At 68.9% G+C, this 25,900-nt stretch carries 34 protein-coding genes; 4 read left to right on the top strand and 30 right to left on the bottom strand.

The window, feature by feature from the left end; translation table 11 throughout:
• From AC3IPY_RS13590 to AC3IPY_RS13500, 19 genes are all read right to left on the bottom strand, one after another.
• Window positions 1–4,320, bottom strand: a complete 4,320-nt coding sequence (locus AC3IPY_RS13590) for a tape measure protein (RefSeq protein ID WP_489184808.1) — start codon at window positions 4,318–4,320, stop codon at window positions 1–3.
• Between the two features lie 227 nt (window positions 4,321–4,547).
• A complete protein-coding gene (locus AC3IPY_RS13585; RefSeq protein WP_489184807.1) occupies window positions 4,548–4,949 on the bottom strand; it encodes a hypothetical protein in 402 nt (133 codons plus the stop codon).
• A gap of 157 nt (window positions 4,950–5,106) precedes the next feature.
• Window positions 5,107–5,850 (bottom strand): phage tail tube protein, encoded by a 744-nt coding sequence (locus tag AC3IPY_RS13580; RefSeq protein WP_489184806.1) that lies wholly within the window; start codon window positions 5,848–5,850, stop codon window positions 5,107–5,109.
• 86 nt (window positions 5,851–5,936) lie between these two features.
• Window positions 5,937–6,356, bottom strand: a complete 420-nt coding sequence (locus AC3IPY_RS13575) for a phage tail terminator protein (protein ID WP_489184805.1) — start codon at window positions 6,354–6,356, stop codon at window positions 5,937–5,939.
• Window positions 6,353–6,724, bottom strand: coding sequence for a hypothetical protein (locus tag AC3IPY_RS13570; protein ID WP_489184804.1), 372 nt, complete (start codon window positions 6,722–6,724; stop codon window positions 6,353–6,355). Before AC3IPY_RS13570 ends, AC3IPY_RS13575 begins: the two co-directional genes overlap by 4 nt.
• 9 nt (window positions 6,725–6,733) lie before the next feature.
• Entirely contained in the window at window positions 6,734–7,060 is a 327-nt protein-coding gene (locus AC3IPY_RS13565) for a hypothetical protein (protein WP_489184803.1), read from the bottom strand.
• Window positions 7,057–7,455 (bottom strand): head-tail connector protein, encoded by a 399-nt coding sequence (locus tag AC3IPY_RS13560; protein ID WP_489184802.1) that lies wholly within the window; start codon window positions 7,453–7,455, stop codon window positions 7,057–7,059. Before AC3IPY_RS13560 ends, AC3IPY_RS13565 begins: the two co-directional genes overlap by 4 nt.
• A gap of 2 nt (window positions 7,456–7,457) precedes the next feature.
• A complete protein-coding gene (locus AC3IPY_RS13555) occupies window positions 7,458–7,817 on the bottom strand; it encodes a hypothetical protein (protein ID WP_489184801.1) in 360 nt (119 codons plus the stop codon).
• 3 nt (window positions 7,818–7,820) lie between these two features.
• Window positions 7,821–8,117, bottom strand: a complete 297-nt coding sequence (locus AC3IPY_RS13550) for a hypothetical protein (protein WP_489184800.1) — start codon at window positions 8,115–8,117, stop codon at window positions 7,821–7,823.
• Between the two features lie 12 nt (window positions 8,118–8,129).
• Window positions 8,130–9,131 carry a major capsid protein gene (locus AC3IPY_RS13545; protein ID WP_489184799.1) on the bottom strand — a complete coding sequence of 334 codons (1,002 nt, stop codon included), beginning with the start codon at window positions 9,129–9,131 and terminating at the stop codon, window positions 8,130–8,132.
• A gap of 15 nt (window positions 9,132–9,146) precedes the next feature.
• Complete coding sequence (locus AC3IPY_RS13540) at window positions 9,147–9,800, bottom strand: hypothetical protein (RefSeq protein ID WP_489184798.1); 654 nt, start codon at window positions 9,798–9,800, stop codon at window positions 9,147–9,149.
• 295 nt (window positions 9,801–10,095) lie between these two features.
• Window positions 10,096–11,232, bottom strand: coding sequence for a phage minor capsid protein (locus AC3IPY_RS13535; RefSeq protein ID WP_489184797.1), 1,137 nt, complete (start codon window positions 11,230–11,232; stop codon window positions 10,096–10,098).
• 4 nt (window positions 11,233–11,236) lie between these two features.
• Window positions 11,237–12,841 (bottom strand): hypothetical protein, encoded by a 1,605-nt coding sequence (locus tag AC3IPY_RS13530; RefSeq protein ID WP_489184796.1) that lies wholly within the window; start codon window positions 12,839–12,841, stop codon window positions 11,237–11,239.
• 127 nt (window positions 12,842–12,968) lie between these two features.
• Window positions 12,969–14,288: a PBSX family phage terminase large subunit gene (locus AC3IPY_RS13525; RefSeq protein WP_489184795.1), complete on the bottom strand. Its 1,320-nt coding sequence runs from the start codon at window positions 14,286–14,288 to the stop codon at window positions 12,969–12,971.
• Window positions 14,254–14,730, bottom strand: coding sequence for a hypothetical protein (locus tag AC3IPY_RS13520; RefSeq protein WP_489184794.1), 477 nt, complete (start codon window positions 14,728–14,730; stop codon window positions 14,254–14,256). The genes AC3IPY_RS13525 and AC3IPY_RS13520 overlap by 35 nt, the downstream gene beginning before the upstream one ends.
• A 364-nt stretch (window positions 14,731–15,094) precedes the next feature.
• Window positions 15,095–15,232, bottom strand: coding sequence for a hypothetical protein (locus tag AC3IPY_RS13515; RefSeq protein ID WP_489184793.1), 138 nt, complete (start codon window positions 15,230–15,232; stop codon window positions 15,095–15,097).
• A 20-nt stretch (window positions 15,233–15,252) separates the two neighbouring features.
• The gene (locus AC3IPY_RS13510) at window positions 15,253–15,639 is read right to left on the bottom strand and encodes a hypothetical protein (RefSeq protein WP_489184792.1); all 387 of its coding nucleotides are present in this window, start codon (window positions 15,637–15,639) and stop codon (window positions 15,253–15,255) included.
• The gene (locus AC3IPY_RS13505) at window positions 15,636–16,370 is read right to left on the bottom strand and encodes an adenine nucleotide alpha hydrolase family protein (RefSeq protein ID WP_489184791.1); all 735 of its coding nucleotides are present in this window, start codon (window positions 16,368–16,370) and stop codon (window positions 15,636–15,638) included. The genes AC3IPY_RS13510 and AC3IPY_RS13505 overlap by 4 nt, the downstream gene beginning before the upstream one ends.
• 2 nt (window positions 16,371–16,372) lie before the next feature.
• Window positions 16,373–16,567, bottom strand: a complete 195-nt coding sequence (locus tag AC3IPY_RS13500) for a hypothetical protein (RefSeq protein WP_489184790.1) — start codon at window positions 16,565–16,567, stop codon at window positions 16,373–16,375.
• A gap of 58 nt (window positions 16,568–16,625) precedes the next feature.
• On the opposite strand from AC3IPY_RS13500, the gene AC3IPY_RS13495 reads away from it, so the two are divergent.
• Genes AC3IPY_RS13495 through AC3IPY_RS13485 form a run of 3 tightly spaced genes read left to right on the top strand, consistent with a single transcriptional unit; the run spans window position 16,626 to window position 17,731 of the window.
• Complete coding sequence (locus AC3IPY_RS13495; RefSeq protein WP_489184789.1) at window positions 16,626–17,054, top strand: hypothetical protein; 429 nt, start codon at window positions 16,626–16,628, stop codon at window positions 17,052–17,054.
• 3 nt (window positions 17,055–17,057) lie between these two features.
• Window positions 17,058–17,267 (top strand): hypothetical protein, encoded by a 210-nt coding sequence (locus tag AC3IPY_RS13490; protein WP_489184788.1) that lies wholly within the window; start codon window positions 17,058–17,060, stop codon window positions 17,265–17,267.
• Window positions 17,264–17,731, top strand: a complete 468-nt coding sequence (locus AC3IPY_RS13485; RefSeq protein WP_489184787.1) for a hypothetical protein — start codon at window positions 17,264–17,266, stop codon at window positions 17,729–17,731. The genes AC3IPY_RS13490 and AC3IPY_RS13485 overlap by 4 nt, the downstream gene beginning before the upstream one ends.
• A gap of 117 nt (window positions 17,732–17,848) precedes the next feature.
• On the opposite strand, the gene AC3IPY_RS13480 is transcribed toward AC3IPY_RS13485, so the two are convergent.
• Window positions 17,849–18,553: a hypothetical protein gene (locus tag AC3IPY_RS13480; RefSeq protein WP_489184786.1), complete on the bottom strand. Its 705-nt coding sequence runs from the start codon at window positions 18,551–18,553 to the stop codon at window positions 17,849–17,851.
• 59 nt (window positions 18,554–18,612) lie between these two features.
• Here AC3IPY_RS13480 and AC3IPY_RS13475 point away from each other — a divergent pair, with 59 nt between their 5' ends.
• Window positions 18,613–19,206, top strand: coding sequence for a hypothetical protein (locus AC3IPY_RS13475; RefSeq protein WP_489184785.1), 594 nt, complete (start codon window positions 18,613–18,615; stop codon window positions 19,204–19,206).
• 14 nt (window positions 19,207–19,220) lie between these two features.
• On the opposite strand, the gene AC3IPY_RS13470 is transcribed toward AC3IPY_RS13475, so the two are convergent.
• From AC3IPY_RS13470 to AC3IPY_RS13425, 10 genes are read right to left on the bottom strand one after another with little or no spacing between them, the layout of a single operon-like run.
• Window positions 19,221–19,706 carry a single-stranded DNA-binding protein gene (locus tag AC3IPY_RS13470; RefSeq protein WP_489184784.1) on the bottom strand — a complete coding sequence of 162 codons (486 nt, stop codon included), beginning with the start codon at window positions 19,704–19,706 and terminating at the stop codon, window positions 19,221–19,223.
• 3 nt (window positions 19,707–19,709) lie between these two features.
• On the bottom strand, window positions 19,710–20,291 hold the full coding sequence (locus tag AC3IPY_RS13465; protein WP_489184783.1) for a hypothetical protein: 582 nt from the start codon (window positions 20,289–20,291) through the stop codon (window positions 19,710–19,712).
• A gap of 25 nt (window positions 20,292–20,316) precedes the next feature.
• Complete coding sequence (locus AC3IPY_RS13460) at window positions 20,317–21,639, bottom strand: replicative DNA helicase (protein ID WP_489184782.1); 1,323 nt, start codon at window positions 21,637–21,639, stop codon at window positions 20,317–20,319.
• A complete protein-coding gene (locus AC3IPY_RS13455; RefSeq protein ID WP_489184781.1) occupies window positions 21,636–22,430 on the bottom strand; it encodes a hypothetical protein in 795 nt (264 codons plus the stop codon). Before AC3IPY_RS13455 ends, AC3IPY_RS13460 begins: the two co-directional genes overlap by 4 nt.
• A complete protein-coding gene (locus AC3IPY_RS13450) occupies window positions 22,411–22,743 on the bottom strand; it encodes a hypothetical protein (RefSeq protein ID WP_489184780.1) in 333 nt (110 codons plus the stop codon). Before AC3IPY_RS13450 ends, AC3IPY_RS13455 begins: the two co-directional genes overlap by 20 nt.
• On the bottom strand, window positions 22,740–24,125 hold the full coding sequence (locus AC3IPY_RS13445; RefSeq protein WP_489184779.1) for a hypothetical protein: 1,386 nt from the start codon (window positions 24,123–24,125) through the stop codon (window positions 22,740–22,742). Before AC3IPY_RS13445 ends, AC3IPY_RS13450 begins: the two co-directional genes overlap by 4 nt.
• On the bottom strand, window positions 24,122–24,505 hold the full coding sequence (locus tag AC3IPY_RS13440; RefSeq protein ID WP_489184778.1) for a replicative helicase loader/inhibitor: 384 nt from the start codon (window positions 24,503–24,505) through the stop codon (window positions 24,122–24,124). The genes AC3IPY_RS13445 and AC3IPY_RS13440 overlap by 4 nt, the downstream gene beginning before the upstream one ends.
• Entirely contained in the window at window positions 24,502–25,407 is a 906-nt protein-coding gene (locus AC3IPY_RS13435; RefSeq protein ID WP_489184777.1) for a hypothetical protein, read from the bottom strand. The genes AC3IPY_RS13440 and AC3IPY_RS13435 overlap by 4 nt, the downstream gene beginning before the upstream one ends.
• Window positions 25,407–25,547, bottom strand: coding sequence for a hypothetical protein (locus AC3IPY_RS13430; protein WP_489184776.1), 141 nt, complete (start codon window positions 25,545–25,547; stop codon window positions 25,407–25,409). The genes AC3IPY_RS13435 and AC3IPY_RS13430 overlap by 1 nt, the downstream gene beginning before the upstream one ends.
• Window positions 25,544–25,843, bottom strand: a complete 300-nt coding sequence (locus AC3IPY_RS13425) for a hypothetical protein (RefSeq protein ID WP_489184775.1) — start codon at window positions 25,841–25,843, stop codon at window positions 25,544–25,546. Before AC3IPY_RS13425 ends, AC3IPY_RS13430 begins: the two co-directional genes overlap by 4 nt.
• Window positions 25,844–25,900: the final 57 nt, after the last annotated feature.

Here is a 25,900-nt window from a genome sequence, read left to right as displayed (position 1 = left end):
CTACCTCCTGGTTGCTCTGCGTGCAAGCTGCACGGCGCGAGTGAGCTGCCGCTGATCGGACAGCCCCTGCGACGTGGGCGCCGCGTGGTACGTGACGCTCATGTGCTCTGACCGGTCGACCGACCCCGGCCCTGCCGTGGACGACATCGCCGGGATGCCGATGCGGCGCCCCGTCTCCTCCCACAGCGGGATCGAACGGGACCGCATGCGCGGGTCGAGCGGGATGTACGCCTCGTCGCCGGCCTCAGCCCAGAGGATGTTCGACCCGCCCTTCGCGATCATCGGAGGCCGCACACCGCCGCCCGCCATGGCCGTGATCGACCCGAACGCCTTCGGTTTGAACGACAGCGCCCCACCGATCGCGGTGATGATGCGGTCGGTCTCCTTCTTCAGCCGGGCCTCGATCGCGTCCGAGTTCTTCTTCGCCGCCGCGACCTGGTTCTCGGCCGCGGTGATGAGCTTCTTGTAGTTCGCGTCCGCGACGGTCTGCCCGGCGAGGTCGGAGTACTTATCGATCTGCCCATACGAGGCGTTGATCGACTTGAACTCCTCCGCCGTCGCGCCGAGCAATGCGTCGGCGATGGGCTCGCCGGCCTCGACACCGAGCTGCGCGATCTCGGCGAGCAGGGCACCCGTGAGGCCCTTCTTCGTGAGCTTCGCGAGCTTGTCGGCGAACCGCTTGATGCCTGCCGCCTTGGACGCGAACGCCGTCTTCAGCGACGCACCGGTCGGCTTCGTCGTGGTCGTGCGCTCTTCCTCGGCGGTCTCCCAGTACGCGTCGCGCCCGGACCCGACCTGCTTCGTGACCTGCACCTTCTGCGTCTCGGTCGTGACCTTGCCGATCTCGCCGAGGTTGAAGAACCGGCGCACCGCGCCAGCCACGGACGACGCCATCGACGACGCCGCATCCTTCAGTCCCTGCAGCTTCGACGACGCCTTCTCGAGTTGCGCGTCGGCTTTCGCGGACTGCTTCTCGAGAGCCAGGAACGACTTCTCGGACGCCAACGCGACCGCCCGGAGGCGCTTCATCGTGGTGCCGCCGATCTGCTCGGCGACCGTGAACAGTTGGTCGACGAGCGACAGCCCGTTCCCGTTCATCCCGGCAGAGCGGGCCTCGCCGCGACGCAGCGACGTGTTCCAGTCGGTGCGCTGGGACGCGAGCCACTCCCTGAGCTGCTCCTTCTCGCGGGCGAGGCGCTCCGCCCGCTGCTCGGGCGTCTCGGCGATGCCGCCGGAGGCGAACGCCGTGATGCCACCGTTCGCGAACGCCGCGACCCCGCCGAGGCGAGACACGGCCTCAGTCGCGATCGCACGGTTCCTCGACTCCTGGCCCGCCTTGCCCGAGATGTACGCTTCCCAGCGCGTCTCCGGCTCGGCGAACTTGTGGATGCCGCCCGAACGGCCGGCGTAGATGCCCGTCGGGAACCCGCCGTTCGCGAATGGCGTGGGGAACGGGTCGGCGAAGCCGGAATAGAGGTTCCCATCCGCGTTGGGCTTCTTCAGCCACGCGTCGGAAGGGTTGCCCGCCGCGACGACATCGACATGCACCGTCCGGTTCCGGGTGAGGGTCTCGAGCGCTGACTCGAGCGATTCGATGCCATCCGCGGAGATCTGCACCTTCCCGTTGGGCAGCTGCTCGACCTGGAGGCCGAGCAGCTCGAGCGCGCGCTTCACCTCCGGCGTCGTGTCGTCGATCTCGATCGTCTTGTCTGGCGTCGCGAGGATCTGCGTTGCCAGGTCGATCGCACGGAGCCGCGACGCGTCGATCGTGCCGTCATCGGTGAGCGCGAACGCCACCACCGACGGGGTATCGAGCATCGTCTGGACCAGGCCGTCGACCTGCTCCGAGGAGAGGTCAGCATCGGTCGCGATCTGCCGCAGCTTGTCGATGTACGGCTGTGCGGCGGCCTGCGCCTCATCCATCGACGCACCGTGCCGGCCCTGAGCCTTCGCGGCCTCATCAGCCGCGAGGATCGCATCGAGCATCTCGTCGTTCAGACGCTTCGTCTCGTCGTACAGGCCGCGACCAGCGGTCGTCGTCGTGTCGATTGCGCCCGAGGCATCCACGAGCCCGGCGGCGAGCTTGTTGCCGTTCTCGTCGGCCGCGGCGAACGCCTCCGCGAGCCGGTCGCCCTGCTCGTTCAGATCGCGCTGCAGATCGGTCTGCGTCTTCGTGCCGCCATTGAGCTCGTCGAGCGCGCTCTTCAGCGCGTTCAGCCGCTCCGTGGCGTCCTTCGTGACATCGCGCGCGATCGCCAGAGCGTCGTTCATCCGCGCATTCGACCGCTCGAAGTCGGTCATCGCGGCCGCACTCTGCCGCTGCGCCTCCCGGTACTCCTGCGCCGCGATCACGGCATCCTGGTGCGCCGAGATCTGGTCGTCGATGACGTCGACCAGATCCTTGCCGGCCATGGCGGTGCCTTCGAACGCCATCTGCGCGACGCTCTTGCCCGACGTGCCGCCCTCGTTCTCCCACTTGCGCGCCGCGGCCGAGACCTCCGAGTAGGCGTCCGCGCTGCCGAGCGCGGCCGCCGTGACGGTCTCCATCGAGACGCCGATCTCGTCGGCGAACTTCTGCGCATCCCTGGTCTCGAGGTTCTGCCGCACGACCGACTCGCGAGCAGCATCGATAGCGCCGTTCGCCTCGACGTACGCGTCCTTGAGCTGGTTCACGACCTTGCGGTGCTCAGACGCCTCCTCCGACCCCGACGCGAGCGCCGACGTCACCAGAGCCACCGCGCCAGAGATCGCGAGCAGAGCGATGCCGACCGGGTTCGAGATGAACGCGGCCTTGATCGCGTTCCCCGCTCCCGTCGCGGCCTTCCCGACCACGCCGAGAGTGCCCGCGAAACGGCCCGTGGACCCCTCCATGGCCGCGAGGGACGCCTGCACCGCGGCACGCTCCGAGAGAGCCCGGAACGCCGCTTCCACGACGCCCTTGAGTGGCCCGAGGGTGCGCTGCATCAGCACGAACCCGGCGACCGCAGCGAGCACGGGCGTCGGGATCGACGCGATGATGTCGACGAGCGGCTTCGCGGTCTGCGCGACCGTCGTCAGACCTGTCGCAACGACCGGGAGCACCGCGACCAGCCCGGTGGCCGCGACGTCGGCGAGGTCGCCCATGACGGGCAGGAGGGGCTCGAGCGAGCCGAGCACCTCGGCGCCCGCGTCACGTACCTCCTGCGAAGACAAGGCGAACGCCGTGAGGCCGGCGACGAGCGGGTTGATGCCCGCGAGGAACCGGCCGAGCACAGGGACACCCTGCAGGCCGACCGTCGCCCACGCCGTCGCGAACCCAGCCACGACCGGCGCGTAGTCGCCGAGACGGTTCAGGAACCCCTCAAGCCGGGACGAGTCCCACGACTTCACGACGACGCGCGCATGATCCAGCGCCTCGGTGATGCCGGCGAACGCGGGCAGAGCCCGGCCCGTCAGCAGGTTCACGACCGGAGTCGTGTGGCCGAGCACGGCACGCATGATGTCCGCGACCTGGTTGCCCCACGTCACCGCGAGGCCGCCGCCCTGTTGCGACACGAACGGTTCAGCGAGGGCCGCACCGATCTCGCGCGACGCCGCCTTGATGCGGTCCTTCGTACCCTCCCAGGTGCCCTTCACGTTCGCCGCGGCGCCCGCGAACTTCGCCGACATCCCCGCCGTGAGCGCGTCGAGCGCCGCACCCGCGTCGAGCGCACCCTCGGAGATCTCGTCCTTGATCTGCTGCCCGGTCTTGCCCATCTGGGAGCCGATGAGCTCGGCGGCGTTGATGCCGCGCTGGCCGAGCTGCATCAGATCCTGGCCGGTGATCTTCCCGGCCGCCTGGATCTGCGCGAGGATGAACACGATGTCGCCGAGCGACTGCGACGACCCGCCCGTGGCCGCGACGGCCTGCTGAACGGCGTCGAGGGTCGGGATGACCTTCTTCGCCTCCATGCCGAAGCCGATGAGCTGCTGCTGTGCCGTGATGAACACGGACTTCGAGAACGGGCTGTTACGGGCGAACGCGTCGAGCGCCGCCATCTGGTCGTTCGCCTGCTGCGCGCCACCCACCAGAGTCTTCAGCGCCGCGCGCGACGTCTGCTGCAGCGTGTTGTACGCGACACCCGTCTGGAACAGGTTCGCCGTGTACGCCGCCGCAGCGACAGACGCGCCGAGCGTGAGAGTCGCCGCGCCGCGCAGGGCAGCCTTCGCAGCGTCACCGAACCGCGACGCCGTGCTCGCGCCGGCCGCCATCTTCTGCCCGACCCGGTCGACACCACGCTCGACCTGGTCAACCCCTTCGAGTCGGATCGTCGCGACGAGCTCGCCTGCGTTGAACGTCATGCGCCACCTCGAATCGGGTCAGCCCTCAGACGCCTCCCGAAGGACGCGCAGAAGACGGGTGTCTCGGTCGAGCAGCGCGAGGATGCGCGCCCGTGCCCACCACCACGGGCGGGCCATGAACTCGGGGGTCTCGGTGTCGATGCCGAACGTCTCGTGCAGGTCGACCGAGACCGTCGAGTCCCAGCGGTCGAAAGTGACCCGCCACAGGGTGCGCTCGTCGACCTCCGCTACTCGTTCTGGTGGATCGACCTCTTCGACGGCGGGAGCCGGTCGAGCGTGCTCTCGGAGCTGTCGGAGGTACCAGGCTGGGTAGTCGTATCGGGCGTACCGGCCGGTTCGAGGATCAGGTTCCCCGACGCCCCATCGAGCAATGTCTGCAACGCTGAGTGAGCGACCCACAAGCCGTTCGCCTTCAGCAGCGCTTCCTGCGCTTTTGGGTAGCCGTCCTGGAGGAGCTCGTTGACGCGGTCGATGCCGCCGCCCTGCACGTTCCAGAAGAACGCCGCGTTGATGACCTTCTCGGCCTCCGCCCATCGCAGCTCGTCGACCTGTTCGAAGTTCTGTTCCCCGATCGCGATGCGAGAGAACGTCTCCGCATCGATGTCGGGCTGCTCGGTCTGCGCGAACACGATGCCCGCCCACAGGGCGAGGAGTGATGCGCCGACCTTCGTCGAGACCGGGGAGACGGTGAAGACGATCGCGCCCTCACCATCTCCCACGGTCACCACGAGATTGCGCCCCTGCTCAACTGCTGAAATCACTGGCTGTTCCCTTCTCGTGGACGGATTACGCGCGGGTGTACGGGAACGCCGTCGAGGCGCCCGTGGAGTTGGTGACGACGATGTTCGCCGCACCGGCCGAGCCCGCGGGGAGCACGGCGACGATCGTGGTCGAGTCGACGACCGTGTACGACGCCGCGTTCGAGCTGCCGAACTTCACGCCGGCCGCACCGGTCACCGAGGAGAACCCGGTGCCCTTGACCGTGACCTGCGCGGCCGCGGCCGCACCCGACGGCGTCGCCGAGGAGATCGTGGGCACGGTCTCCTCGAGGCCGGGGTTCGAGATCTTCTTGCGGTCGCCCTGACCGGTGAGGTCGAAGCTGAAGAACTCGATGTCGTCGTTGCCGGTGTTCACGCGCGACCACTGCACGGCCGCGGTGCCCTCGTACGCGAGCGACGGGGACGTGGCGTGGTAGTAGCGGTAGCCGAGGATGTTGTCGGCACCGGACGCGTCGGCGGCGTCGATGAGGGCGAGCAGCTCGGGCTGGAACTCGCCCGTGAGATCCTTCACGCCCTTCACCTGCACGGCGAGGGTGAAGTCCTCACCGGTCTTCTGCTGCGACGTCTGGCCCTTGTTGGCGTACGTCGTGCCGTCCTTCATCTTCGGCGGGGCCGCCGGGGTGAGGCCGGTGATGTCGGGCACATTGACCCAGACGGGGGCTTCGGCGGTGCCGGTGTTGATGTCCCACAGCCACTCGAACGAGAGGCCCTGGTCACCCTGCGTCGGCGCCACATTGTCGAATGCGGTCATGATCGCTCCTTCTGAAATGCGAAGACCGCCCACACGATGTGGACGGTCGGGTTGGTGCCGGGCGACGCCGGCTCCCCGTGAGGGGTCTAAAGCCGGGTGCCGCGCATCCCGGTGATCTGGAAGTTCTGCGTGAACTGGTAGCGGCCGTTCCCGTCCTTCGAGAGACGCGCGAACGACCGCATCGAGACCAGGTCGACCCGGTGCCCGCCGAGCGTGATCTGCCGGCGACGGTGCAAGCTGTCGCGGATGTCGTCGGTGATCGCGAGCGACGCGGTGAGTGATGTCGACCCACGGGTGCGGATCTGCACCCAGAGCTCGTTCGATGCGAGCGCGCCGGGCACGTCGAGGTACGGGTTGATCGCGACCGCCTCACCGTCCTTCGGGAGGTCACCGATGACGATCGCACGCACGCCGGGCGGGTAGCCGCCGGCGGCTGAGTAGTGGCCGACGCCGAGGAGCGCGAGCAGCTCGGCGACGCCGCGGAGCACGTCGGCTGTGTACGTCATCCGAACCCCCTCCGGATGTTCGCACCGACGATGCCCATCAGCTCGCCCTCGTGCTCACGCGCGGGTTGCTCGAGGAACTTCGCCTGCGCGTTCGGATTCGGGTCGGTGGTGTGGTTGAACTCGAGGTGCTCGTGCTGATCGACCGCATACACGGTGTCGTACTGCACCTGCGAGCCCTGCTCGACGGTGTCGGGCGTCACCTGGTGGATCTGCTGTGACGCCTCGAGGTCGCCATCGAGGTTCGGGGTGAGAGGCTTCGCGAGCCCCGCGAGGCGCTCGGCAGCCTGGTTCAGCCCCTGGGCGGCGGATGCGCGCGCGATCTGCTTCGCGAGCGGCCCATTCCAGGTGAGGTTCGCTGACTGGCTCATCGGGCCTCCCTACTCGAGGTACAGGCGGACATGCGACGGCATGTCGCGGTCGTCGAAGAACGCCGAGCTGAGCACCTTCGCGCGACGCTGGCGGGGCAGGCCGAGCCAGACCGTGCACATCGACCCGACGGGCAGATCGTCCTCCGGGTCGACCCACACCGACGTGCTCGAGAGCGCCTCCGTGCCGGCGCCGACAGGCACAGTGCGCCGGGTGTCCTCGACGTACGCGCGCACCATCCGCGGGGCGGCGAACGTGTCGCCGTCGGCGGTGATTCCCTCGTACGCCTCGAGCAGCACCCGGTGCTGCATGAACCGGGCCGGGATGCGGCGCCTCAATGGAACACCGCCGCAGTGAGAATGCCGGCTTCCTGTAGCGCGAGCACGGCGTCGGGCGCGTACCGCGACTGATCAGGCGTCCTGGACGACCCGTTCAGCGTCAGGGAGCCGAGAGAGCCGCCGGCGAACCGCTCGGCGGCGCCCGTGTCGTCTCCGATCTCGTCAAACCACTCGGCCTGCGCACACACGGCGTCCCGGAGGGCGTCGGCAACGCGGGCCTCGGTCGGCTTCTCGTCGGCGTTGACCTGGTAGACGGCGCCCAGGATCAGCGAGTCGATCAGGCGGGACGCGCGGGAGAGTCGGCGAGTGACGAGGGGTTCGTCGGTCTCGGTGACGACCTCGGGAGCCACGTGAGTCTTGTACTGGTCGAGCGTGGCGTAGATCGGCTGGGGCATGACTACTCCTCGTCGGGTGTGAGTGGCACGACGTACGCGGGCAGGTACGTCTCGGAGGTCGACTCGGCCTCGGCCCATCGCTCGAACGTGCCCGGAGCGAGAATGCCGCCGGACGCGAGCCCGTCATCCGCGCGCTTACCCGCGTCGTCGAGGACGTCGAGCACGCGACTCGAGAGCAGCGTCGGTGTGGAACCGTCGGGGTCCTCGACCTCGGCGAGCCCCTCGAACGTCGCGCCCCGCATCGCGAAGAACGCGCGAGCGTTCGGGCCGAGCGCTGGCACGTCGGCGACACCCCCTTGGAAGAGGATGCCGCCGACGACCTGCTCACCCGGCTTTCGTGTCGGCAGGGTGATTCGGAGCATGGGCTACGCCTTGCCGCCGTCGCCCTCGGGGGCCTTCTCGCCCTCGGGAGCCTTGCCGCCGTCGCCCGAGGGCGCAGCCGGGGCCTGGGGCGGTGCAGGCGGGGTGGCCGGCGGGGTCGCCGGGGCCGTGACGGCCTCGACCTTGTAGCCGTGACGACGGAAGTACGCGAGCGAGACCTCGTTGTCCGTCGTCGCGACGGAATCCACGAAGTTCACCCCCACGATCTTCTGCGTCAGGCCCTTCACGGGCGCCGTCACCTCGAACGTGGCCGGCGTGGACTTGCTGTTGCGTGCTGCCATGGTGGCCGCCTCCTACTTGACCTTGATGTTGCGGAACACGGCGGCGGCCTTCGTCGCCTTGAGGACAGCGCCCACGGGGCCGAGCTCGACCTCGCCCTTCTTCACCGCACCGGCGGTGGAGAAGTCGGGCAGCCACGCCTGCACGAGCTGCCCGCCGACGGTCGACGCGCCGTGGAAGCCGTCGAGGCCCGCACGGAACGCGTAGAGGTCGGTCAGGCCGGTCTGCGACGTGCCGACGGTGCGCGTCTCCGTCGGGATGATCAGCGAGGACGAGCCCGCCTTCTCCCCGGCGTCGGCGAACACGATGCCGCCGTACTCCTCGCGGGAGATCGGGCGACCGTTCGCACCGATGAGGCCCTCGATCGGGTTGCGGACGTACAGGCCGGTGCGGCGCACGATTGCGCGCACCTTCGCGAGGACTTCCTTGTTGCCGATCAGCACCGTGGGGGTGCCGTCGAGCAGCCCGAGGAACTCGTCGAGGGCGTCGAGCGCGGTGAACTTCACCTTGCCGTCGGTGTCGAGATCCGACCAGTCCGTGACGGACGTGGGGCGGAACTCGGTCGACGAGCCGGTGAGGGCCTTGTCGAGGCCGTCGAAGCCGTTCGCGTCGACCGCGAGGTCGCCGTTGATCACCTCGTCCTGGAACTTCGTCCGGGCCGCCTTGATCTTCTGCGCCATGTTGAGGGTGACGTTCGACGACGCCGCGGCGCCGAGACGCGCGGTCACACGGTCGACGGAGAACGCGCCACCCATCACGGCCAGGGAAGCCGTGTACTTCTGGGTCGTGACGTTCTGCTCGGTGTACTCGCTGTTGATCGCACGAGTCGACGCCGTCGCCTCGGTGATCAGACGGCGGTAGCCGTAGTCGAGCGTGTCGCCGCCGCCGGTCGGGTTGACCACGTCGTCGAACGTGATCGAGTCGAGGATCGTCGACTCCTTGCGGAACTCGTCGATCACCGCCAGATCGAGATCGGTCGTCGCGTTGTTCTTGGACTCTGCGAGCGAAACGGGCATGGTGTTGCTCCTTCGTTACTGGCCGCCGCCCAGGGCCGCCGTGACAGCGGCACCGAGGGACGTCGGCTGGGTGGGAGGGGTGCCGGTGCCCGTGGGGGTTCCGCCGCCCGAGGTGGGCGGCAGGGCCGGGCCGGCCTTGTGCTCCGCGTGGCTGTCGAGCCACGTGGTGATGTGCTGCTTGACCGCGGCGTCGTCGGCGAGGTTCACCCCGTCGAGAGAGGCCGCGAAGCCGGAGGAGTCCAGCAGCAGGGTCGCGTTCGCACCCGCGGTGGGCGCGAGACGAGCGATCGCGCCCGTGCGCTGCGCCTTCGCGAGGTCGGTGCGGGCCTGGTCGCGCTCCTGCTCGAGAGCGGCGGCGCGCTGGCGCTCCGCGTCACGCTCGAGGCGGTAGGCCTTCGCTTCCTCACGGAGGCTCTTCGCGTAGTCCTCATCGGACTGACGCGGCGGCTCCGGCACGGGAGGGGTGGGCTTCGGCGCCGGCGGCACGGGGGCCGGGGGCGCTGCGGGAGGCGTCGGGGTCGGCGCGGGCGGTGCCGGGTCGCCGGCGGGCACGCCTCCTCCTTCACCGTTCTCGAAGCGGATGCCGCGGAGCTCGTGCAGGGTGCGGCCGAGCACGGCCATCCCGTCACGATCACGCACGGCGTGCGCGAGGTGCTGCTGCTTGGACATGTGGTGAGCCTTCCTGCTCGTTCCGCCCGCATTCGTGCGGGACGTGGGGTGCCCGACCGCGCCGGAGCAGGGGCTGCTGCGGGCGGCACGGTCGGGCGGTCTGTGGGCGCCGGTTAGGCGCGAGTGCTGCGCCGTCGGCAGCGGTGGCACGCGAGCACGCAGGCGACCTGCGACACACCGTGCGGGGTCAGGTGCAACAGCGGCACCTCGAATAGCGAGGGCAGGTAGCAGCACGCCGAGAGCCCATCGACGGGCCGCGGTGTGCCCGAGACCAGGTGCACGGTCGTCGAGGCCATCAGGCGGCCTTCCGCCCGTCCGAGAATCGGATCTGCTCACGGTTTCGCTTGCGGGGCAGGTCGTGCTCGGCGATGTGTCCGCGCAGGCCCGCCTGCAGGACCCGGATCTCCGACCGCAGCTCGGCGCGGCGCGGCTCGTTGTCGGCGAGCTCGAGGCGACGCTTCGTGTCGCGGATCTCGCGTTCGATCGCACGCTGCGTGTCCCGTGCGGCCTCTCTGATGGGGTCGTACGTCGTCGCCGACGCCGGGATGGACAGCCCGGGCAGGTACGCGGCCACGTGACAGCGGCAGTTCGGGTGCATGAGCCCTTCGGCGCGTGCATGCTCGAGCGTCGCGGCCACGTTCACGACCACGTCACGGTCTTCGATCGCGTGCAGCACACGCCTGGGGCCCGTGCGGCCGTCGGTGGAGAGCACCTTCCCGATCCACTCCGCGCAGTGCTTGCACGCCGACGCGCCGACGACGATCGTGACGAGGTCGATGCCCGCGGACTGCATGCGGTGCACGCCGGCATCCGTGAACGCCCGCTGCACGGCCGTGCGCGTCGCCATCTCCACGTACGAGCCGACCCGCCAGGGCCGGCCTGCCCGGTCGACGAACCCCTCGATCCCGGACGCCAACCACTTCTCGACCGCGTTGTCGGCCGCCTCGAGCCGCCCCGTCGCGCCGAGGAGGATCCCAGGCACGTGGCCCGCGATCAGACGCTGGTAGGCGTCCTGATCCCATCGCAGGATGCGGAGGTGCAGGGCGCCGTACGTGTTCCGCAGGTCGAGGGCGAGCTGCGCGGTCGCGAGCGCCGACGTGCGCGTGAACGGCACCGTCTGCGCCAGCCTCGGTGCGAGGTTGAGGCGTTCGACGGCGGCCGCGGTGCCCGCCTGCGCGGCGAGACGCATCACGTCTTCGGCGAGCAGCGGGTCGAGGTCGGCGAGCACGCGCGCGGTGTGCTCGCGCAGCATCCGCACCGCGTCCAACCGGGCCGTCAGGTCAGGCCGGTCGCCCAGGGCACGCCGTGCACGCCGTGCGAGCTCCGTCAGGATGCGAGTCTCAGCGTCCGTGTACGCGTCCACCACGATCGCGGCGGTCTCCTCGATGAGGTCGGCGACCTGCAGACCCTCAGTCGGGGTGTAGAGCGGCACGCGATCACCTCTCCTGCGTCGCGGCGATCCTGTCGGCCGCCGCGGCGAGCTCGGCACTCTCCGGTGTCGACCTGTTCAGTAGTGCCGGGTCCGGTACCTGGCGGCCCGTCTCCTGCATGATGCGGCCCACCTCGGTGTCGATGTCCTTCTCTTCGACCTCGCCGGCCATGCGCACAGACGTCTCGATCGAGATCGCCGTCGCGGCACGGAGCTGCTGGATCACGCGTGAACGCTTCTCCGGGTCTTCCTGCGACACCTCGGGGAACTCGACCGTGGGCTCGTCGTACGCGCCACCGCCCTTGCCGGGGAACACGTGCCCGTCGAGCTCGAGCGCGACCGACGCGAGCCGCGAGAGCGTCATCTTCGCCTGCAACGCCTTCCGGTCGCGGGTGCGTTCCTTCGCCCTGGTCTCGTCGAACACGCCAGTGGCCGTCGCCTGCCCGCGATCGCCGTCACGGTCGTCAGGGTCGAGGATTCCGGCCGAGACGAGCATGCGCCGATACAGCGCGGCCGTGGTGCGCTCGTGCTCCGCCACACGAATCTCGAACTGCACCTGCTCGATCTGCAGCTGCCCCGGCGCCATGCCCGACACCTCCACCGGTGTGAAGATCTCGCGGTCCGTGTCGAAGAACGCTCCCTGCCCGCGTCCACCGGTCTCGAGGTACGAGCGGGGAGCGACGAGGCGGGCCTTGCCGAGGTCGAGGTCACGCATCCACGACGTCCACGCCTCATCGAACGAGTCGAACAGGCCCTTCAGCGTGGGCGTGTAGTCCGAACGGCCCATCGGGGCGAGCTCGGCGCGCTTGCGCCACATCTTCGCGGGCGCGTTCAGCATCAGGCCGGCGGTGAGGCGCGCAACCTTCGTGGGGAGGATGCCATCGGAGTTGACCAAGGCGGCGTAGCCCTCGGTCTCGGGGCGCTCGCGGAGGTCGACACGGCGGCCGAGGTGCGTCGCCGTGCCCTTGTAGAGGCCGTGCAGGATCGCGCCGGGCTCGTGGCGCTCGAGGTGCCGCCAGTACACGTGCCCGTCGACCCACTGCGACCACAGGGTGACCGCCCACATGTGCCCGTTGCGGAACTCGGGCACGATGACGTCGGCGCCGGCCTCGCGGAGGAACACCTGGTCGGCGATCGCGGTATCCCACTGCACGGTGAAGCATGCGGCACCGAACGCGGACGCGAGCTCGCCGCCCTGCAGGAGGGTGGCGTGGGCCTGCGGGGCGCCCATGATCGTGTCGAGGCGCCCCTGCGCGGTCTTCCGCTTCTCGTCGTCACCCAGCGAGTACGTCGGGGGCTCCGCGAACAGCAGATCGGCCGAGAGCATCGAAATGTCGGCCGGTGCGCCGGCATGCATGCGGCGGCGGCCTTCACCCTCGGGCACGGGGCGACCCCAGAAGAACCGGGCCACGCCTGCTGCGACACCGGCGACACCGCCCTGCATGGGCTGCCCGCGGTGCTTGTGCGTCGCACGCTGTGCCTCGTCGCGGCCGTAGATCTTGCGGAGCGCGCGAGCGTCGCCGACGTACCAGGCGTCGTTCTCGGCGTACACGTCTTGCGCGTCAGCCCACGGTGCGGGAAGCCAGGGCGTGTCGTTCTGGGGGAGCGGCATCGCGGCCTCCTTCGGGGATCGGCGCAACGAATCGGCTATACCGGTCGGTGCGGGTGGGTCATTCTGTTGCGTCAGGTGCGCGATAGGCGGTGGATCGTTGCGCCGGTGAAAGGATCGGCACTTCGAGTTAGGCGGCGAGGGCGTACGCGGATCGCAGGATCGGCCCCCAGATGCCCTTCGTCGAGCGCACGGCGTACCGCCACGCATCCATGCTGTGGTCGTTCTGCTTCAGGGGCTCGTCGAGACCGTTCTTCGACGCCTTCTCGTCCCAGACGTACCCGGGTGCCTCGGTGATGACGCCCTTGCAACGGTCGGTGACGAGGATGTGGCCCTGCGCGAGCAGGGAGGCGACGTCGCCGATGCCGGCCGAGACGCTGTTGTCCGCGTTCCACGTGGTCACGCCGATCTTTCCGAGCTCCTCACCCAGAGCACCCGCCGAGGGGTCCAGGGAGATGTACTCGGGCCAGAGGTCGAGGTCGAACGGTGTGTGGTCGTCCTCGAGCCACTTCTTCAGGCGTGACGCCTGGTCGGAGGGTGCGAGGCGGCGCTTCTCCTTCCGGGAGTCCCACCGCCACTCGTCGAGCAGGATCAGCCGCGGGCGGGGGCGGCCGTTCGCGTCGTACTCGTCGGTGATGCCGAGCATGACCGCGCTTGTGGCGTTCGTCATGCCGAAGTCGACACCCACACCCAGGACACGCTGCAACGGCGGCATGTCGGCCCAGGGGATGACGTGCTTGGCCTCATCCCAGTCGGGGTAGATCGACCCTTCGGCGGACACCCAACGGCCGAGGATGAAGCGCTGGTACCAGAGGCCTGTGAACTCGCGCTTGATCGATGCCTTGAACTCGGGGTCGAGGGTCCAGTTGTCGTCGATCGTGAAGTGGTAGTACCGCCACGACTTCAGCTCGTCGAGCTTGCCGATGTAGTCGACCATGAGCCAGTGCTGCGGGTTGTCCGGGTTCGTCGTGCCGAACAGCTTCGCCCCCGCGGGGGACATGCGGCCCAGGAGCTGCTTGAAGAACTCCATCGACCAGGTCGTGAGCTCGTCGCCATACGCGCCGGCCACGGTCATGCCTCGGATCTTCGCTTCCGACTTCGAGTCGTTCGCGCCGAGCACGTTGACCCTCGTGCCGAAGATGTGCGCGACGGTGCCGCCCTGCCGGTAGTGCACGAACGGGCGCAGGAACGCGAGCGCGTCATCACGCTCGATCGGTTCGAACACGTTCCGCCACAGCGTGTCCCGCGACTTCCCGATCATCACCATGCTGCCCGGGCCGTCATAGGTCGCGATGAACCCGCAGAAGCGGAGGAACGACACGAACGTCTTCCCCGAACGGATCGACCCATCCCAGATGTTCACACGCCCGTACGAGTCGCCCAGGCTGAACCACTGCTTATCGGACAGCTCGAGCTCAGCCGTGCCCGCCGGCGCCGGAATCGTCGGCATCGGGCACCTCCACCGGTGACGGTGCGGCGACCGTGTCGGCCGCGCGCTGCATCAGGCCGGCGAACGCCGCCTTCACATCCTTGTTCGCGTCGTTCTCCACAGGCATCGTGTACGTGCCCGTGAGCTTCGCCCGCAGATCGATGATCTTCGCCAGACGGTCGATGGCGAACACATCACCGGCACGGACTGCGGCGAAGATCGCGACCTGTGCCTCGTCGAGACGCTGGATCTCGAGGTCACGCAACTCGGTTGCCGCGTCGCGGGGGATCGCGGCGAGCTCCTGCTTCACAGCCCGGAACGCTGACGACTTGTTGGCGTATCCGATCTCGTCGGCGATGTCTTGGTAGTTGAGGCCGGCGATGCGGAGTTGGAGTGCTTCGCGGCGGCGCTCGGCTGCGGTGAGTCTTCGGCGGGTTTCGCCGTCGCCGGTTGCAGTGTCCATGGGGTTGCTCCTGGTCTTCGGGCACCTTCGGGTGCAGGAGACGCCAGTGACCCCCAGGGAGCGGGTGGCTCGACCTGGGGGCCTCTGGGGGTGTCGGGTGGTGCTAGCTGCCGCTGGTGCGGCCTCCGGATGTGGAGGCTGCGGTGCGGGGGCGGGTGGCGCGGGCGATGCCTGCTCGGACTCGGGCGAGGTTGTTGCGGATGGCGTTGCGCATGCTGGTTCACCCCCTCCCGTGGGTCTCACCGCTGGTGCGGGTGTGTTTCCCGGCGGCGGCAGGTCTACCTGCTACCGGAGAGTCGTAGGCGTCGTGAGCAGCCTTCGGTGCCGATGGCGCACCGCTTGACCGCCGCCGGGGAATTTGGGGTCAGCTGCCGGAGGTGCGGGACTGCCGTGCGGACGCGGCGAGGCGGGGTCCGCGGTTGAACCTCGAGTTGAGGTTCGCGAAGCCTTCGGCGGAGCGGATGCCGCCGTTGATGTAGGCGCGGAGGGACTGGTTGCGCATGGTCACCTCCGATCTTCGGGTCAGGGGTGGCGTAGGGCCCGGTCGACCTCGCGGCCGGGAAGGTACTTGTCGCCGAGGTGGTCGAGGCCATGAGCCTGCAGGAACTGTTCCTTCTCGGCCCGGGAGGTGAAGCAGATCGCGACCCAGTACTCGGAGTCGGTGGCCTGGGTGAAGCGGGACTGTTCGGCCTTTGCACGGTCGCGGTACGCGGTCTCGAGTGCGGTGATCTCCGCTGCGGAGTCTTGGGCGAGGTCGCCGGTGTACTCGACGCCGGCGAGAGGGTCGGCGGGTGGCCCCTGGCGGCGGCCGGTGAGGCCGGAGAGGTCGCGGGGCCCGCCGAGGGGTGCACGCTTCCCGGTCAGGCCATCGAGGTTGCGGCGGCCGGAGAGGTTGCTGTGGTCGGTCATGCGCCGGCCTCCATCATGTCGGCGCGGAACAGCGCGAGATCGGCGAGGGGGAACCAGTCGAGGATGCGGTCGAAGTCGCGCGGTGCATGCTCGGCGATCGGGGCGAGGAACCGGTGGTCGATGCCATCGAAGCTGCGACCGAACCACTGGTAGTCGACCGGGAGGGGAATGCCGGCATCGGCGATGCGGTCGAGCACCTCACCCTTCAGCCAGTCGGCGACGGGCGAGACCTTCCGCGCATGCGGCTTCATCACGCCATGGCGGGTGAACGACGCCCGGCGGACGATGCTGTCGGCGGCGCGCACCCCATCGGCGACCCAGGTGTCGGGCGACAGGCTGAGATCGTTCCGGATGAGCCGCCAGATGGTGTCGTAGTCGATGCTGGGGAGCTGCGCGGCCTCGATGATCTGGCACCGCTCCGGCGGCTGGAAGACCAGGTTGTTCAGCCACCGGTAGAACGACGGGTGCGGGTACCGGTGGATCTGCTTCCCGAGACGCTGCTCGAGATCCTCGAGGCCCTGCTCGACGAACTCGAGGGTGCGCCCCGGCTGGCGGCCGGGGATGTAGTACAGGTAGGCGAGCACGGTCGGCACGCCGGCATCCTGCAGGGCGAGCTCGGTCGCGATCGCATCCTTGCCGCCGGAGAACGCGACGAGCACGGTGCGGCCATCGGCGGCGAGCTGCTCGCGCACCTCCTGCGAGGTCGGCTGCCCCTTGATGATGGTCGGCATGCTCACACCCTCCCAGTAGCCGGCGACACCGCGAGCTGCTCGAGGCAGAGGTCGCAGGTGACGGCCTCGGGATTCGAGGTCAGGCACAGGCCGCTCGCATTGGGCCGGCGCCGGGTGCCGCACGGCGCGAGGTCGGTGCGGTCGCACGCGATGTAGTCGGCGGTCGCGGCCGCGGTGGGCGAGTGGTGGAACTTCATGGCCATCACTATATCACTACTAGTTGACATGGTCGCTAGTAGGCTTATAGTGATTCCCATGACGAACACAAACACCTTCTGGGGTGAGGCCATCTACACCCACACGCCCGCCGACGCTGTCGCGGCAGGCGACTTCATCCGCCTGCCCGAGCCCATCACCGACGAAGCCGGCTACGGCCACATCCCGGTGGTCATGACGGCGGCCGCTCACGGCGACGCGGTCGCCTGGACGCGCACCGACACCATGCAGGACGAGTCGGGCCGCGCCTGGGATGTGCTCTGGATGGCGAAGCGCGCCGCACGAGCTGCACTCCGCGAGCCGGGCACCAGGTTCGGATTCGACATCTACCGGATCCCGAACACCACTCGCAGCGGGAAACCCTCGAAGGCGATCGAGGCGGGCCGGCTTCGGCTGCACGCTGTCGCTCAGGGGTACGACATCAGCGGCCGGCCCTGCATCACGATCCTGCTGCCGACGGAGGACTGAGCCATGATGACCTGCGCGAACTGCGGGATGCCGGCCGGCGACGCCTATGTCGCGATGACCGACCAGTGCCCGCGCTGCAAGACCACGCCCTTCATCGAGCTCGACGACGAGCTCGAGTGCGAAGGTCACCCCGACGATGACTGGTCGATCCGGGCAGGGATGCCGAGCGGTGAGACTCACTATTGCGACGGCTCGTGCCGAGGCCGACGATGAGCGCCGATGCGCGGGTCGACGCGCTCATCGGATCCGCGCGGTACTCCGTCGAGTGGATGCCCTCACCCGACCCGCTCAACGTGCTCCTGCGAGACGTCGAGCCCGGCGACGTCGACCGCGTCGAGCAGATCACCGGCGCCAAGATCGAGCGCGGCGGGCCTGGCGATCTCGCGCCGAGGCTCCGCGCCGCGCTGCGCCGGTGGGCGCTCCTGCACCCCATCGGTACGCTGGTCGTCGTGGACAAGACCCTGCTGGACCTCGCGGCCGCCGCCGACGTCGTGCGCGACGCGAACGCGGCGCTCGACGCGGCACGCGAGCGGCGCGACGACCTCGTGGTCGAGGCGATCGCGGCGGGCCACTCCTGGTCGATGGTGCAGGCCAAGGCCGGTCTCAGCTCGCCGACGCAGATCGCGCAGGCGCTGAGGCGTGTCGAGAAGCGACGCGAGTCCGCTCAGGACGCCTGAAGGTGTGAGGGCGGCCGGCGTGTTCTCCCGACCGCCGGCCGCCAAGCCGCTCATCTATCCCCTTGGAACGGCGAATGCCCCGCGTCTGGACAGACTGCGGGGCATGCACCACTCACTTTAATCGATCGAGGCCACGAGCCCGTCGACCATTCGCTGCTCGTCGCGAAGCTCGTGCGCGTGCATCATCTCGCGTGCGCCGTGCTCGCCCGGCCAGACCTTCTCGCAGAACCGGCACCGCACCGACTCGATCTGCTCGGCCTTCGTCTCATGCTCGACGCGGTAGAGCACGACGAGCGCCGACATCACGTTGCCCGAGTGGCGATCCCACGCCTGCTCGTTGTCGCACGCCGGGCACGGCATCTTGAGCTCGGCGGGGATGGGCTGATCGAAGAAGTCTTCGATGCGGCGCACCCAGCCGCGCACGATGCGGACGGTCGCGCCCTGGTGCTCGTCGTCGACCTCGCCCTTTCTGACGGCGTCGAGGTGGGCGCGGTACCACTCGATGAGCGTGCGCTCGAGCTCGAGATACACCGGCTTCGAGGTGGCGGCGACGTAGAGCTCGGTGATCTGCCACTCGATCTGGTCGTAGAGCTCGCGGGCGTCGGCGCTGAACGGGAGTCGTTCGGAGCCGAGGGTGCCGGAGCCGGCGTGCGCGCCGATGCCGGACACGATGGCGTCGCGGAGTTGCTTGAGGAGGCCGTCGTGGCGGGAGTAGCCGACCCAGGCTTGCCCGTCGTCGTTCTTCTGCAGGTGGGGCGTTCTGAACGGTTTCCGGAGCAGGTCGATGTCGGTGAGCATGTCGTGCTCGGGTGCGTACTTCACTGAACCTCCTGGTGTGCGTGGGTGAGACAACGGTGGGTCTCGCCAGTAGAGTCAGGGCCGTGAACTGCTATGGCCCCGACGAAGTGAGCTGCGAGCTCAGGCGAATTGCTGACGAACTCGCCGCGCCGCCGTCGGGGTGGGAGCTGCTGAGTCAGGCTCTGATCATCGGCGGAGCGTTTGCGGCGGCAATCTTCGCCGGCTGGGGCGTCTACCAGAGGTTCCGCTATCAGGAACGGCCCGTTTGGGTTCCAACGGTGATTCGCTTCCGCCCCTCCGAGATACCGAAAGACAAGTACGACGTCGAGTTCGTCATCGCAAACCACGGCGACGGTGCTGCGCTGAACGTCGAGCTTTACATGACGAGAAAGGGTGAGCGGCGAGCGATCAACCGGCAGCATTGGGCGGCGATCGCCCCGGGCGAGAGCATTACATTGCCGCTCAGCTTCCTGACCGCCATTCTGCGTGACACCGATCGGGCTCAGAAGTACTGGAGTGGCGACGCAACCGTGTTCGATTTCGACGGCGATGTGCTTGAGATTGAGTGGTCGCAAGTCCCACGTCGAGCGAAGCGGCGGCGACAGAGTTTCCGACTCGACGACGTTCAGCACATGATGCGTGCCGATACCCTTCCGGCGAAGACTCAGCTGTTCTAGCTGACTATCGGACATCAGAATGGCGTCTCCTCGCCATACGACGGGGCGGACGCAGGGGGAGCAGCGGGTGCCGGCGTGGCCGGTGCCGCTGGCGCCCACGACTCGCCGCCCGACTGCTGTCCGCCACCCTGACCGCCCTGCGCACGCGTGACCGCCGCGGTCGCGTAGCGGAGCGAGGGGCCGATCTCGTCGAGCTCGAGCTCGATCGTCGACCGCTTCTCGCCTTCCTTCGTCTCGTAGCTGCGCTGCTTCAGCCTGCCGGTCGCGATGACGCGGGAGCCCTTGTTCAGCGACCCGGCGACGTGCTCGGCGAAGTCGCCCCACACGGATGCGCGGAGGAACAGGGCTTCGCCGTCCTTCCACTCGTTCGCCTGGCGGTCGAACGTGCGCGGCGTGGACGCGATGGTGAGGTTCGCGACGGGCTTTCCCTGCTGGGTGTAGCGCAGTTCGGGGTCGGCGGTGAGGTTGCCGACGACGGTGATGATCGTTTCGCCTGCCATGGTTCAGTTCTCCTTCGTGGTGATGCTGTCGATGGCGGCCGCGATGAGCGCGCCCGCCTTGGTGAGGTCGCGCACCGGGTCGCCGGTCGGCTTCCAGTGGTGATCCATCCACGGGAATGCGGCCGGGATGTGCTCGGCTCCGAGAGGCGACATGCCCGAGGCGAGGTGGACGATGTCGCTCTCACCGCGCTGTCCATACATCCAGCCCGCCCGGGCGAGTTCGACGGCGTGACCCGCGTCGTGCTCGGCGGTGTAGCCCTCTTCGGCGATCTGGCGCATGCGCTCGGCTGCGATCAGGTCGGCGCCGCTCGCCGCCGACGCCTCGGTGTACGTGGCCTCGAAGATGTCGGGCTTGCACGGGTAGAACTCGCCCTGCACGCCCCGGATGATCCAGTCACCGGGGGTGGCGGTCATCGTGCCTTCGAGGGTGGGGATCAGGATGCGCCGAGCCACGTCGGTCGGGTCGCTGGCCTTCGGCTCTTCCTCGTATCGGCCACCGCACCATCTGGCGATGTCCCTGCCTCCGTCTGCGAGCCCTGTGAATCGCTGGGCCTCGATCTCGACGGGCTTCTTCCTGAACTTCATCTGATCTCCTTCCATCGGGGCGGGCTCAGTTGCCCGCCTGCATTGCACGCCAGTCGGCCGTTCCGACCAGCGGATTCCAGGGCGGCGACACCACCCGGGAGAATTTCGCCTCCCACGCGAGCGACGTGCGCCCCGTCTGCCCCTGACGGTTCTTCGCCACGACGACGTCGAGGTCGTCGGTATAGTTCCCGTCCTTGTCCTTCCGGCGCTGCAGCAGCAGAACCACGTCGGCGTCCTGCTCGATCGACCCCGACTCGCGCAGATCGATGAGCGACGGCAGACGTCGCTGCTGGCCCTCCGACTCACGGTTCAGCTGCACCAGAAGGATCACGGGCACCCGCATCTCGCGGGCCATCGCCTTGATGTCGCGTGTGAGCTCGCCGACGGCTTCCCACCGGGGGGTGCGGCCGGCCTTGTCGGTCTTCACCAGGCCGAGGTAGTCGACGATGATGCCCGAGAGCGGGCCCTTCCGCGACACCGAGCGGGCGAACTGGCGGATCTGCGTGAGCGAGAGGCCCGAGCGGTCATCGACGAAGATCCGCAGCTTCTCGATGTCGGCGCGCGCCGCGGCCACCGCGTGCCAGTCCGCCTCGGCGAGCGTGTGCCGGCTGAGGAGGCCCATCGAGATCGACGCGTGCGACGAGATCAGGCGTTTCGTGAGCTCGTCCTGCCCCATCTCGAGCGAGATGTGCGCGACGTTCCCGTGCGTCGAGAGCGCGGTCGCGGACTGCAACGCCATGATCGACTTGCCCGCGCCCGGGCGAGCCGCGATCACGCACACCGCGCCCGGCTTGAACCCGTGGATGTAGCTGTTGATCTCGCGCCACGGCGTCGGGTAGAAGTGCGGTTCCTCGTCGAGGGAGTCGATGACGTCGTTCAGGGTCGCGCCGATGGGACGCACCTCGTCGGCGGATGCTGTGGAGACCAGGTCGACGATCGCGCGGGCCCGCTCGGCGAGCGCGATCGGGTCGCCCTCCCCGGTGGCCATGTCGACGAGCTGCCCGCCGGCCTCTCGCAGCCTGCGGCGCACGGCGTCGCCCTTGACCAGGTCGGCGTAGTAGCCGGCGTTCGACCAGGTCGACGCGTGCTGCTCGATGCGGAACAGGTCGGCGAGTTCGATGCCGTGGCCGCGGCCCTGCACGCGGAGCTCCTCGGCGACGCACACGGGGTCGGTGGGTGCGTTGCGGTTCGCGAGGGCCAGGATCGCTTCGCCGATGGCCTCGTGCTTGGGCTCGTGGAAGTCGGCGGGGGTGATGGCGGCGAACACGTCGAGCACGGCTCGGGTGTCGCGCATCATGGCCGAGAGCACGTACTGTTCGGCGTCGTATCCGAGGTCGGTCGTCGTCATGCGTTCGTTCCTTCGTGGCCCAAGCAGTGGTGGGCGAGGTCGTCGGTGATGCTGAGTAGGGGTCGGCCGCAGCGTTCGCAGTGACCGCAGGCGGCGAGCCGGTGGACTGTGCCGCCGAGGGCGCACGACTCGACGGCGATCGCACGGCACACGGTCGCCGCGTCGCCGCATGGCCACCCTTCAGGGCGGATCGCGGTGCCGTCGGGCGCGATGCGCCAGCCGAGGTCGATCGCGGACAGGTCGCACACGTCGGGTGTCTCCCGGTTCTGGATGTCGTACGCCAGGTGGTTGAGGCGCAGCGAGAGCGACGTGCACAGCAGCGCATCGTGGCTCCACGAGGAGCCGAGCGACACGATGTGGCTGTTCTCGAACAGCAACCGATTCGGGGAGGTTCCGCCGCACACCATGCACGTGAGCGGCAGGTGCGAGTCGAGGTGGCGCCGCTCGTCGTAGCAGCCAGTGTCGTCGGGGCGGCAGTAGAAGCACTCGACGGCCCATGAGGGCGGTTCGGGTGCGAAGTCGACGAGATCGAACAGCGCAAGGCCGGTCACGATGCGGCTCTCGCGTCTGAGCTGCCATGGGCACGAGAGGCGCTCCTGGCGGATTCCACAGGTATGACAGAAATTGCCTTGGACATCGCCCGCGTCCTCACTACGCTCCGCGCCATGCTCGACATCACAGACCTGGTCTCCTCCGAATCGATCGACGGTGCGCTCGAGGTGCTCCGCTGGGTGCGCGGCATCGCGCGCGCGGTGTTCGTTCTCTGCCGCATCAGAACAGCGCTCCCGCAACCACGGCGTGCTCGAGCACGTGCCACTCGTCGCTTGATCCAGATCGACCGCTCTCCGAGTTCGGACGGTCCGGGTCGGCGAACGAGTACCGCGTCGTCATGCAGGCGTCGCCCTCGGCCTCGCAGACCATGTGGCAGGAGCCGGCGCCGACGTGCGTGATCAGCACGAGCTCGCGGCCGCGGTACGGCTTCACCGAACCGTCGGCGATGCGGTCCGCGACAGGGCGGTGCGGCGCTGGTCCTTCCCAGTCGCCCGTCCAGAGCTGGCGCCACACGAGGTCGCCGACCTCGAACGTGCCGTCCAGAGCGCTCATGCGCTGAGTCGCTTCCCGTACGCGCCCGCCACAGCCGGCAGCCCAAGCCGACGCCGCACCTTCGACACCGTCGCCTGATGCAGACCGAGTTCGGCGGCGATGGCCGTGTCGTTCTGGCGCGCCGTGCTGCGCTCACGAATCGCCTCGACCGTCGCCGCAGGCAGCCGGCGCCGGTCGGGCACCCACCCCTCACGCTCACGCTTTCGCGCGAGGGCTGCCTTCTGGTGTGCGATCGCGACCTCACGGCACGACTTCCCGCCCGCGATCGCCGACGGGCACTCCTTCGGGTCACGGCATCCGAGGAACCGGTACCCGCCACGCGTGCCGTGCTCCGCCCGCTTGGGAGGCTCGATGCCCTTCGCGCGGCGCCGCTCCGTCTCAGCAGCATTCGACGCATCCGTGCAGGTCACGCCGTCGGCGGCGCCCGGGCACAGATCGCGATCCTTGCAGCCGAGCTGGTACCCGTACGGCGTGCCGTGCTGCTCAGCCGGGACAGCCTGCGCGCGGCGCCGAGCCATGTACGCGCGGTGGTAGGCGCGCGACGCTTCGCCGCACGAGATACCGCCGGCCTGCTTCGAGGGGCAGTCGTCGCCGCGGCATCCGCGGGAGTAGCCGCCGACCGTGCCGTGCACGCGCTCGCTCTCCGGCTTCGGCTCCCGGTTCGCGCGCTTCACCGCGCGCCGGTGGCGCGGCAGATCGAGCTCCTTGCGGATGCCCGTGACGTACGAGGCCGAGATCTCGAGACGCTCCGCGATCTCGGCGTCGAGCAGTCCTTCGGCGTAGAGTTCAGCGACACGCACACGGGTACTCCTTGAGCGTCGGTGCGTGAGGCTGGGGCCGGCCGCGAGACGCGCGGCGGCCACGGCGGCACTCTCACCCTCGCGGGCGGCGCGACGCTCGCGGGCTGCAGCGTGAGCGGCACCTTGGGCTGTGCGCAGCTGGGCGCGCTCCTCTTCGCGGGCTTCGCGAGCGATCTGCGCGGCGCGCGCCTTCGCCTCGCGCACGGCGGCCTTCTCGGCCTCGCGAGCGGCGCGACGCTCTGCGGTGGCGGCGTCACGTTCGGCCTTGCGGCGCGCCTTCTCGGCGTCGCTCAGCCGCGTCACCTTCGGCGCTCGAGCAGCCTCCCGTGCAGCGAGGCGTTCGGCGCGCTCGCGCTCGACCTCCGCGGCTGCCGCGGCGCGCTCCTGCTCGAGCAGCTCGTCGACCGTCGCGCCCGCGTCGATCGCCTTCTTGAAACCCCAGTCCGAGATGTACCTGGTGCGCACAGCCGTGCACGAGAGCCCGTGCTCGGCGGCGGGGCAGTGGTTGGTACGGCATCCGCGCTGGTAGCCCTCGACGGTGCCGTGCGGGAAGCCGTCGACGAGCAGCTCGATGGCGCTCACAGTCCCGCCTCGATCTGTCCACGGCGTTCGATCTCGGCCTCGACGGCGGCGCACGCCTCCCACAGGTCCGACGACACCACGAGCGCCTCGAACTGCTCCGGCGTGAGTCCGGCCCTGGCGAGCCAGCGCGCTTTCCGCTCGGCGTCCTCGGCCTCGATTGCGTCGAGCTCGTCGGCGGGCGGCGTGGCGATCGCGCGGATGTGCGCGGGCATCAGGTACGCCGTCGAGGTTCGGAAGTGCTCGGCGACCGCGGCGCGCGCCTGGTCGAAGTCGAGATCTCCGACGACCTCATGCCACGCGAGGATCGTCGCCCGGCCGACCTTGCGGTTGTCGAACTCCTGGATGATCGCGAGGAGCTTGCTCGTTTCGTCGATCGTCATGATGCGATGCCCTTCTGCTCTTGGGCCGCCTGCGCGGCGGCGAGTTCCTGCCCGAGCGCAACCGTCGTCTGGAAGCGCTCATCCTTCGACTGGCTGGTATGCGGCTGGCGCTCGGCCCTCTCCTGATCGGAGAGCAGCCAATTACGCCAGGTGCCGAGCCAGTCGAGTTTCGTGGCGTCGCGGGTCTTCGCGCGCCAGTAGTTCACGAACTTCTCCGTCGACCGATCGACGTTCACGAGAGGTGCCTTCTCTGCCGCCCAAGACCGCATTTCGCTATTGACCAGGAAGGGGTCAGGGATGCGGGTTCCGCGCTTGCGCGGCACCACAGAACCTTTAGGTTCTGTGTTCTGTTCTGTACTGCTCTGTTCTGTTCTGTTCTGAGGGCGGGATTCTGACGGGATGCCGTCAACATTCCTGCCGGAAATTGAGGCAACTTCCCCGGAATCACGAGGCTCCGAACTCACATCGACCGCAGAACTGTTGCGCTGCTTTTCCGTGGTCGTGCCGTCCTTCTGCTGTCTATCTCCGCGCTCCTGCACTCCAACTGCGCTCGTTGTGTCACGAACATGCCGTGCACGGTCGTTTGCGAGGTCTCTGCCGTACTCCTCGACGCTCTTGTTCCACTTCAGCCAGGAACGCGCAACGTACCCGCCCGGTTCTGCGATCAACAGGCCAACCTCGTGCAGCTTCTCGACGCGCTTCCGCCACGAGCGGAGCCCGAACCCGACGATCTGAAGCTGTCGGTCGGTCACGAACCCGTCGCTCGGGATCGATGCCAGGAACGAAAGGATCCGCACCCACATCAGCTCGGCATCCGGGCCGGCCTCGAGGATCGCGTCATCGAGGAAGTACTGCGCGGAGAGCGGCGCGTAGACGCCCTTCCGTCGTGCTCGGCTCGCCATCAGCGGGCCTCGCTCTTCAGGTCGAAGTCGCCGCGCCGGATCCGCGCCGCGAGGCCCGCATAGATCGCGCCGACCAACGGCAGCGAGTGCTTCTCCGCGTGCTCGTCGATCCATGCCAGGAGAGCGTTGGCGTCGATCATGATGCGAGCCCCCACGCCTCCGGGTCGCGGCCCGCCACCGGCACCGCCGTGCCGTCGTCGAGGAGACGACGCCACTCGCGAGCCCATGCGAACCACACCGCGACGTCGTGCGCGGCCTCGCCGGCGAGCAGCCGCCACCCGCACCGGTTCCCCGTCTTTGCGAACGTCGCATCCTGCTCGAGCGCGACGTTGCAGCCGATGCACAGCGTCACCAGATTCGCGTAGCTGTCGGCGACAAGCTCGGCGGCACCCTTCACGCCGCCCATGCCCTTCCGGCGGCGGTGCTGCAGCGACATGCTCACCTCAGCACCGCACGCGGCGCACCGGTGCCCGTCACGGTCGTAGACCGCGAG

It is taken from the genome of Agromyces sp. GL_144 (genome assembly GCF_057834305.1).
Note: the sequence above shows the minus strand (reverse complement) of the source record. Positions and strands in the feature narration are given on the sequence as shown.

Coding starts and splice junctions, on each gene's coding strand:
- AC3IPY_RS13505 (WP_489184791.1), bottom strand. CDS start 16,370: ATGCCGACCATCATCAAGGGGCAGCCGACCTCGCAGGAGGTGCGCGAG.
- AC3IPY_RS13580 (WP_489184806.1), bottom strand. CDS start 5,850: ATGACCGCATTCGACAATGTGGCGCCGACGCAGGGTGACCAGGGCCTC.
- AC3IPY_RS13485 (WP_489184787.1), top strand. CDS start 17,264: ATGAGCGCCGATGCGCGGGTCGACGCGCTCATCGGATCCGCGCGGTAC.
- AC3IPY_RS13540 (WP_489184798.1), bottom strand. CDS start 9,800: ATGTCCAAGCAGCAGCACCTCGCGCACGCCGTGCGTGATCGTGACGGG.
- AC3IPY_RS13465 (WP_489184783.1), bottom strand. CDS start 20,291: ATGAAGTTCAGGAAGAAGCCCGTCGAGATCGAGGCCCAGCGATTCACA.
- AC3IPY_RS13575 (WP_489184805.1), bottom strand. CDS start 6,356: ATGACGTACACAGCCGACGTGCTCCGCGGCGTCGCCGAGCTGCTCGCG.
- AC3IPY_RS13500 (WP_489184790.1), bottom strand. CDS start 16,567: ATGAAGTTCCACCACTCGCCCACCGCGGCCGCGACCGCCGACTACATC.
- AC3IPY_RS13590 (WP_489184808.1), bottom strand. CDS start 4,320: ATGACGTTCAACGCAGGCGAGCTCGTCGCGACGATCCGACTCGAAGGG.
- AC3IPY_RS13570 (WP_489184804.1), bottom strand. CDS start 6,724: ATGAGCCAGTCAGCGAACCTCACCTGGAATGGGCCGCTCGCGAAGCAG.
- AC3IPY_RS13545 (WP_489184799.1), bottom strand. CDS start 9,131: ATGCCCGTTTCGCTCGCAGAGTCCAAGAACAACGCGACGACCGATCTC.
- AC3IPY_RS13555 (WP_489184801.1), bottom strand. CDS start 7,817: ATGCTCCGAATCACCCTGCCGACACGAAAGCCGGGTGAGCAGGTCGTC.
- AC3IPY_RS13425 (WP_489184775.1), bottom strand. CDS start 25,843: ATGTCGCTGCAGCACCGCCGCCGGAAGGGCATGGGCGGCGTGAAGGGT.
- AC3IPY_RS13495 (WP_489184789.1), top strand. CDS start 16,626: ATGACGAACACAAACACCTTCTGGGGTGAGGCCATCTACACCCACACG.
- AC3IPY_RS13560 (WP_489184802.1), bottom strand. CDS start 7,455: ATGCCCCAGCCGATCTACGCCACGCTCGACCAGTACAAGACTCACGTG.
- AC3IPY_RS13550 (WP_489184800.1), bottom strand. CDS start 8,117: ATGGCAGCACGCAACAGCAAGTCCACGCCGGCCACGTTCGAGGTGACG.
- AC3IPY_RS13470 (WP_489184784.1), bottom strand. CDS start 19,706: ATGGCAGGCGAAACGATCATCACCGTCGTCGGCAACCTCACCGCCGAC.
- AC3IPY_RS13430 (WP_489184776.1), bottom strand. CDS start 25,547: ATGATCGACGCCAACGCTCTCCTGGCATGGATCGACGAGCACGCGGAG.
- AC3IPY_RS13450 (WP_489184780.1), bottom strand. CDS start 22,743: ATGAGCGCTCTGGACGGCACGTTCGAGGTCGGCGACCTCGTGTGGCGC.
- AC3IPY_RS13530 (WP_489184796.1), bottom strand. CDS start 12,841: ATGCCGCTCCCCCAGAACGACACGCCCTGGCTTCCCGCACCGTGGGCT.
- AC3IPY_RS13520 (WP_489184794.1), bottom strand. CDS start 14,730: ATGGACACTGCAACCGGCGACGGCGAAACCCGCCGAAGACTCACCGCA.
- AC3IPY_RS13490 (WP_489184788.1), top strand. CDS start 17,058: ATGATGACCTGCGCGAACTGCGGGATGCCGGCCGGCGACGCCTATGTC.
- AC3IPY_RS13460 (WP_489184782.1), bottom strand. CDS start 21,639: ATGACGACGACCGACCTCGGATACGACGCCGAACAGTACGTGCTCTCG.
- AC3IPY_RS13510 (WP_489184792.1), bottom strand. CDS start 15,639: ATGACCGACCACAGCAACCTCTCCGGCCGCCGCAACCTCGATGGCCTG.
- AC3IPY_RS13525 (WP_489184795.1), bottom strand. CDS start 14,288: ATGCCGACGATTCCGGCGCCGGCGGGCACGGCTGAGCTCGAGCTGTCC.
- AC3IPY_RS13515 (WP_489184793.1), bottom strand. CDS start 15,232: ATGCGCAACCAGTCCCTCCGCGCCTACATCAACGGCGGCATCCGCTCC.
- AC3IPY_RS13440 (WP_489184778.1), bottom strand. CDS start 24,505: ATGACGATCGACGAAACGAGCAAGCTCCTCGCGATCATCCAGGAGTTC.
- AC3IPY_RS13435 (WP_489184777.1), bottom strand. CDS start 25,407: ATGGCGAGCCGAGCACGACGGAAGGGCGTCTACGCGCCGCTCTCCGCG.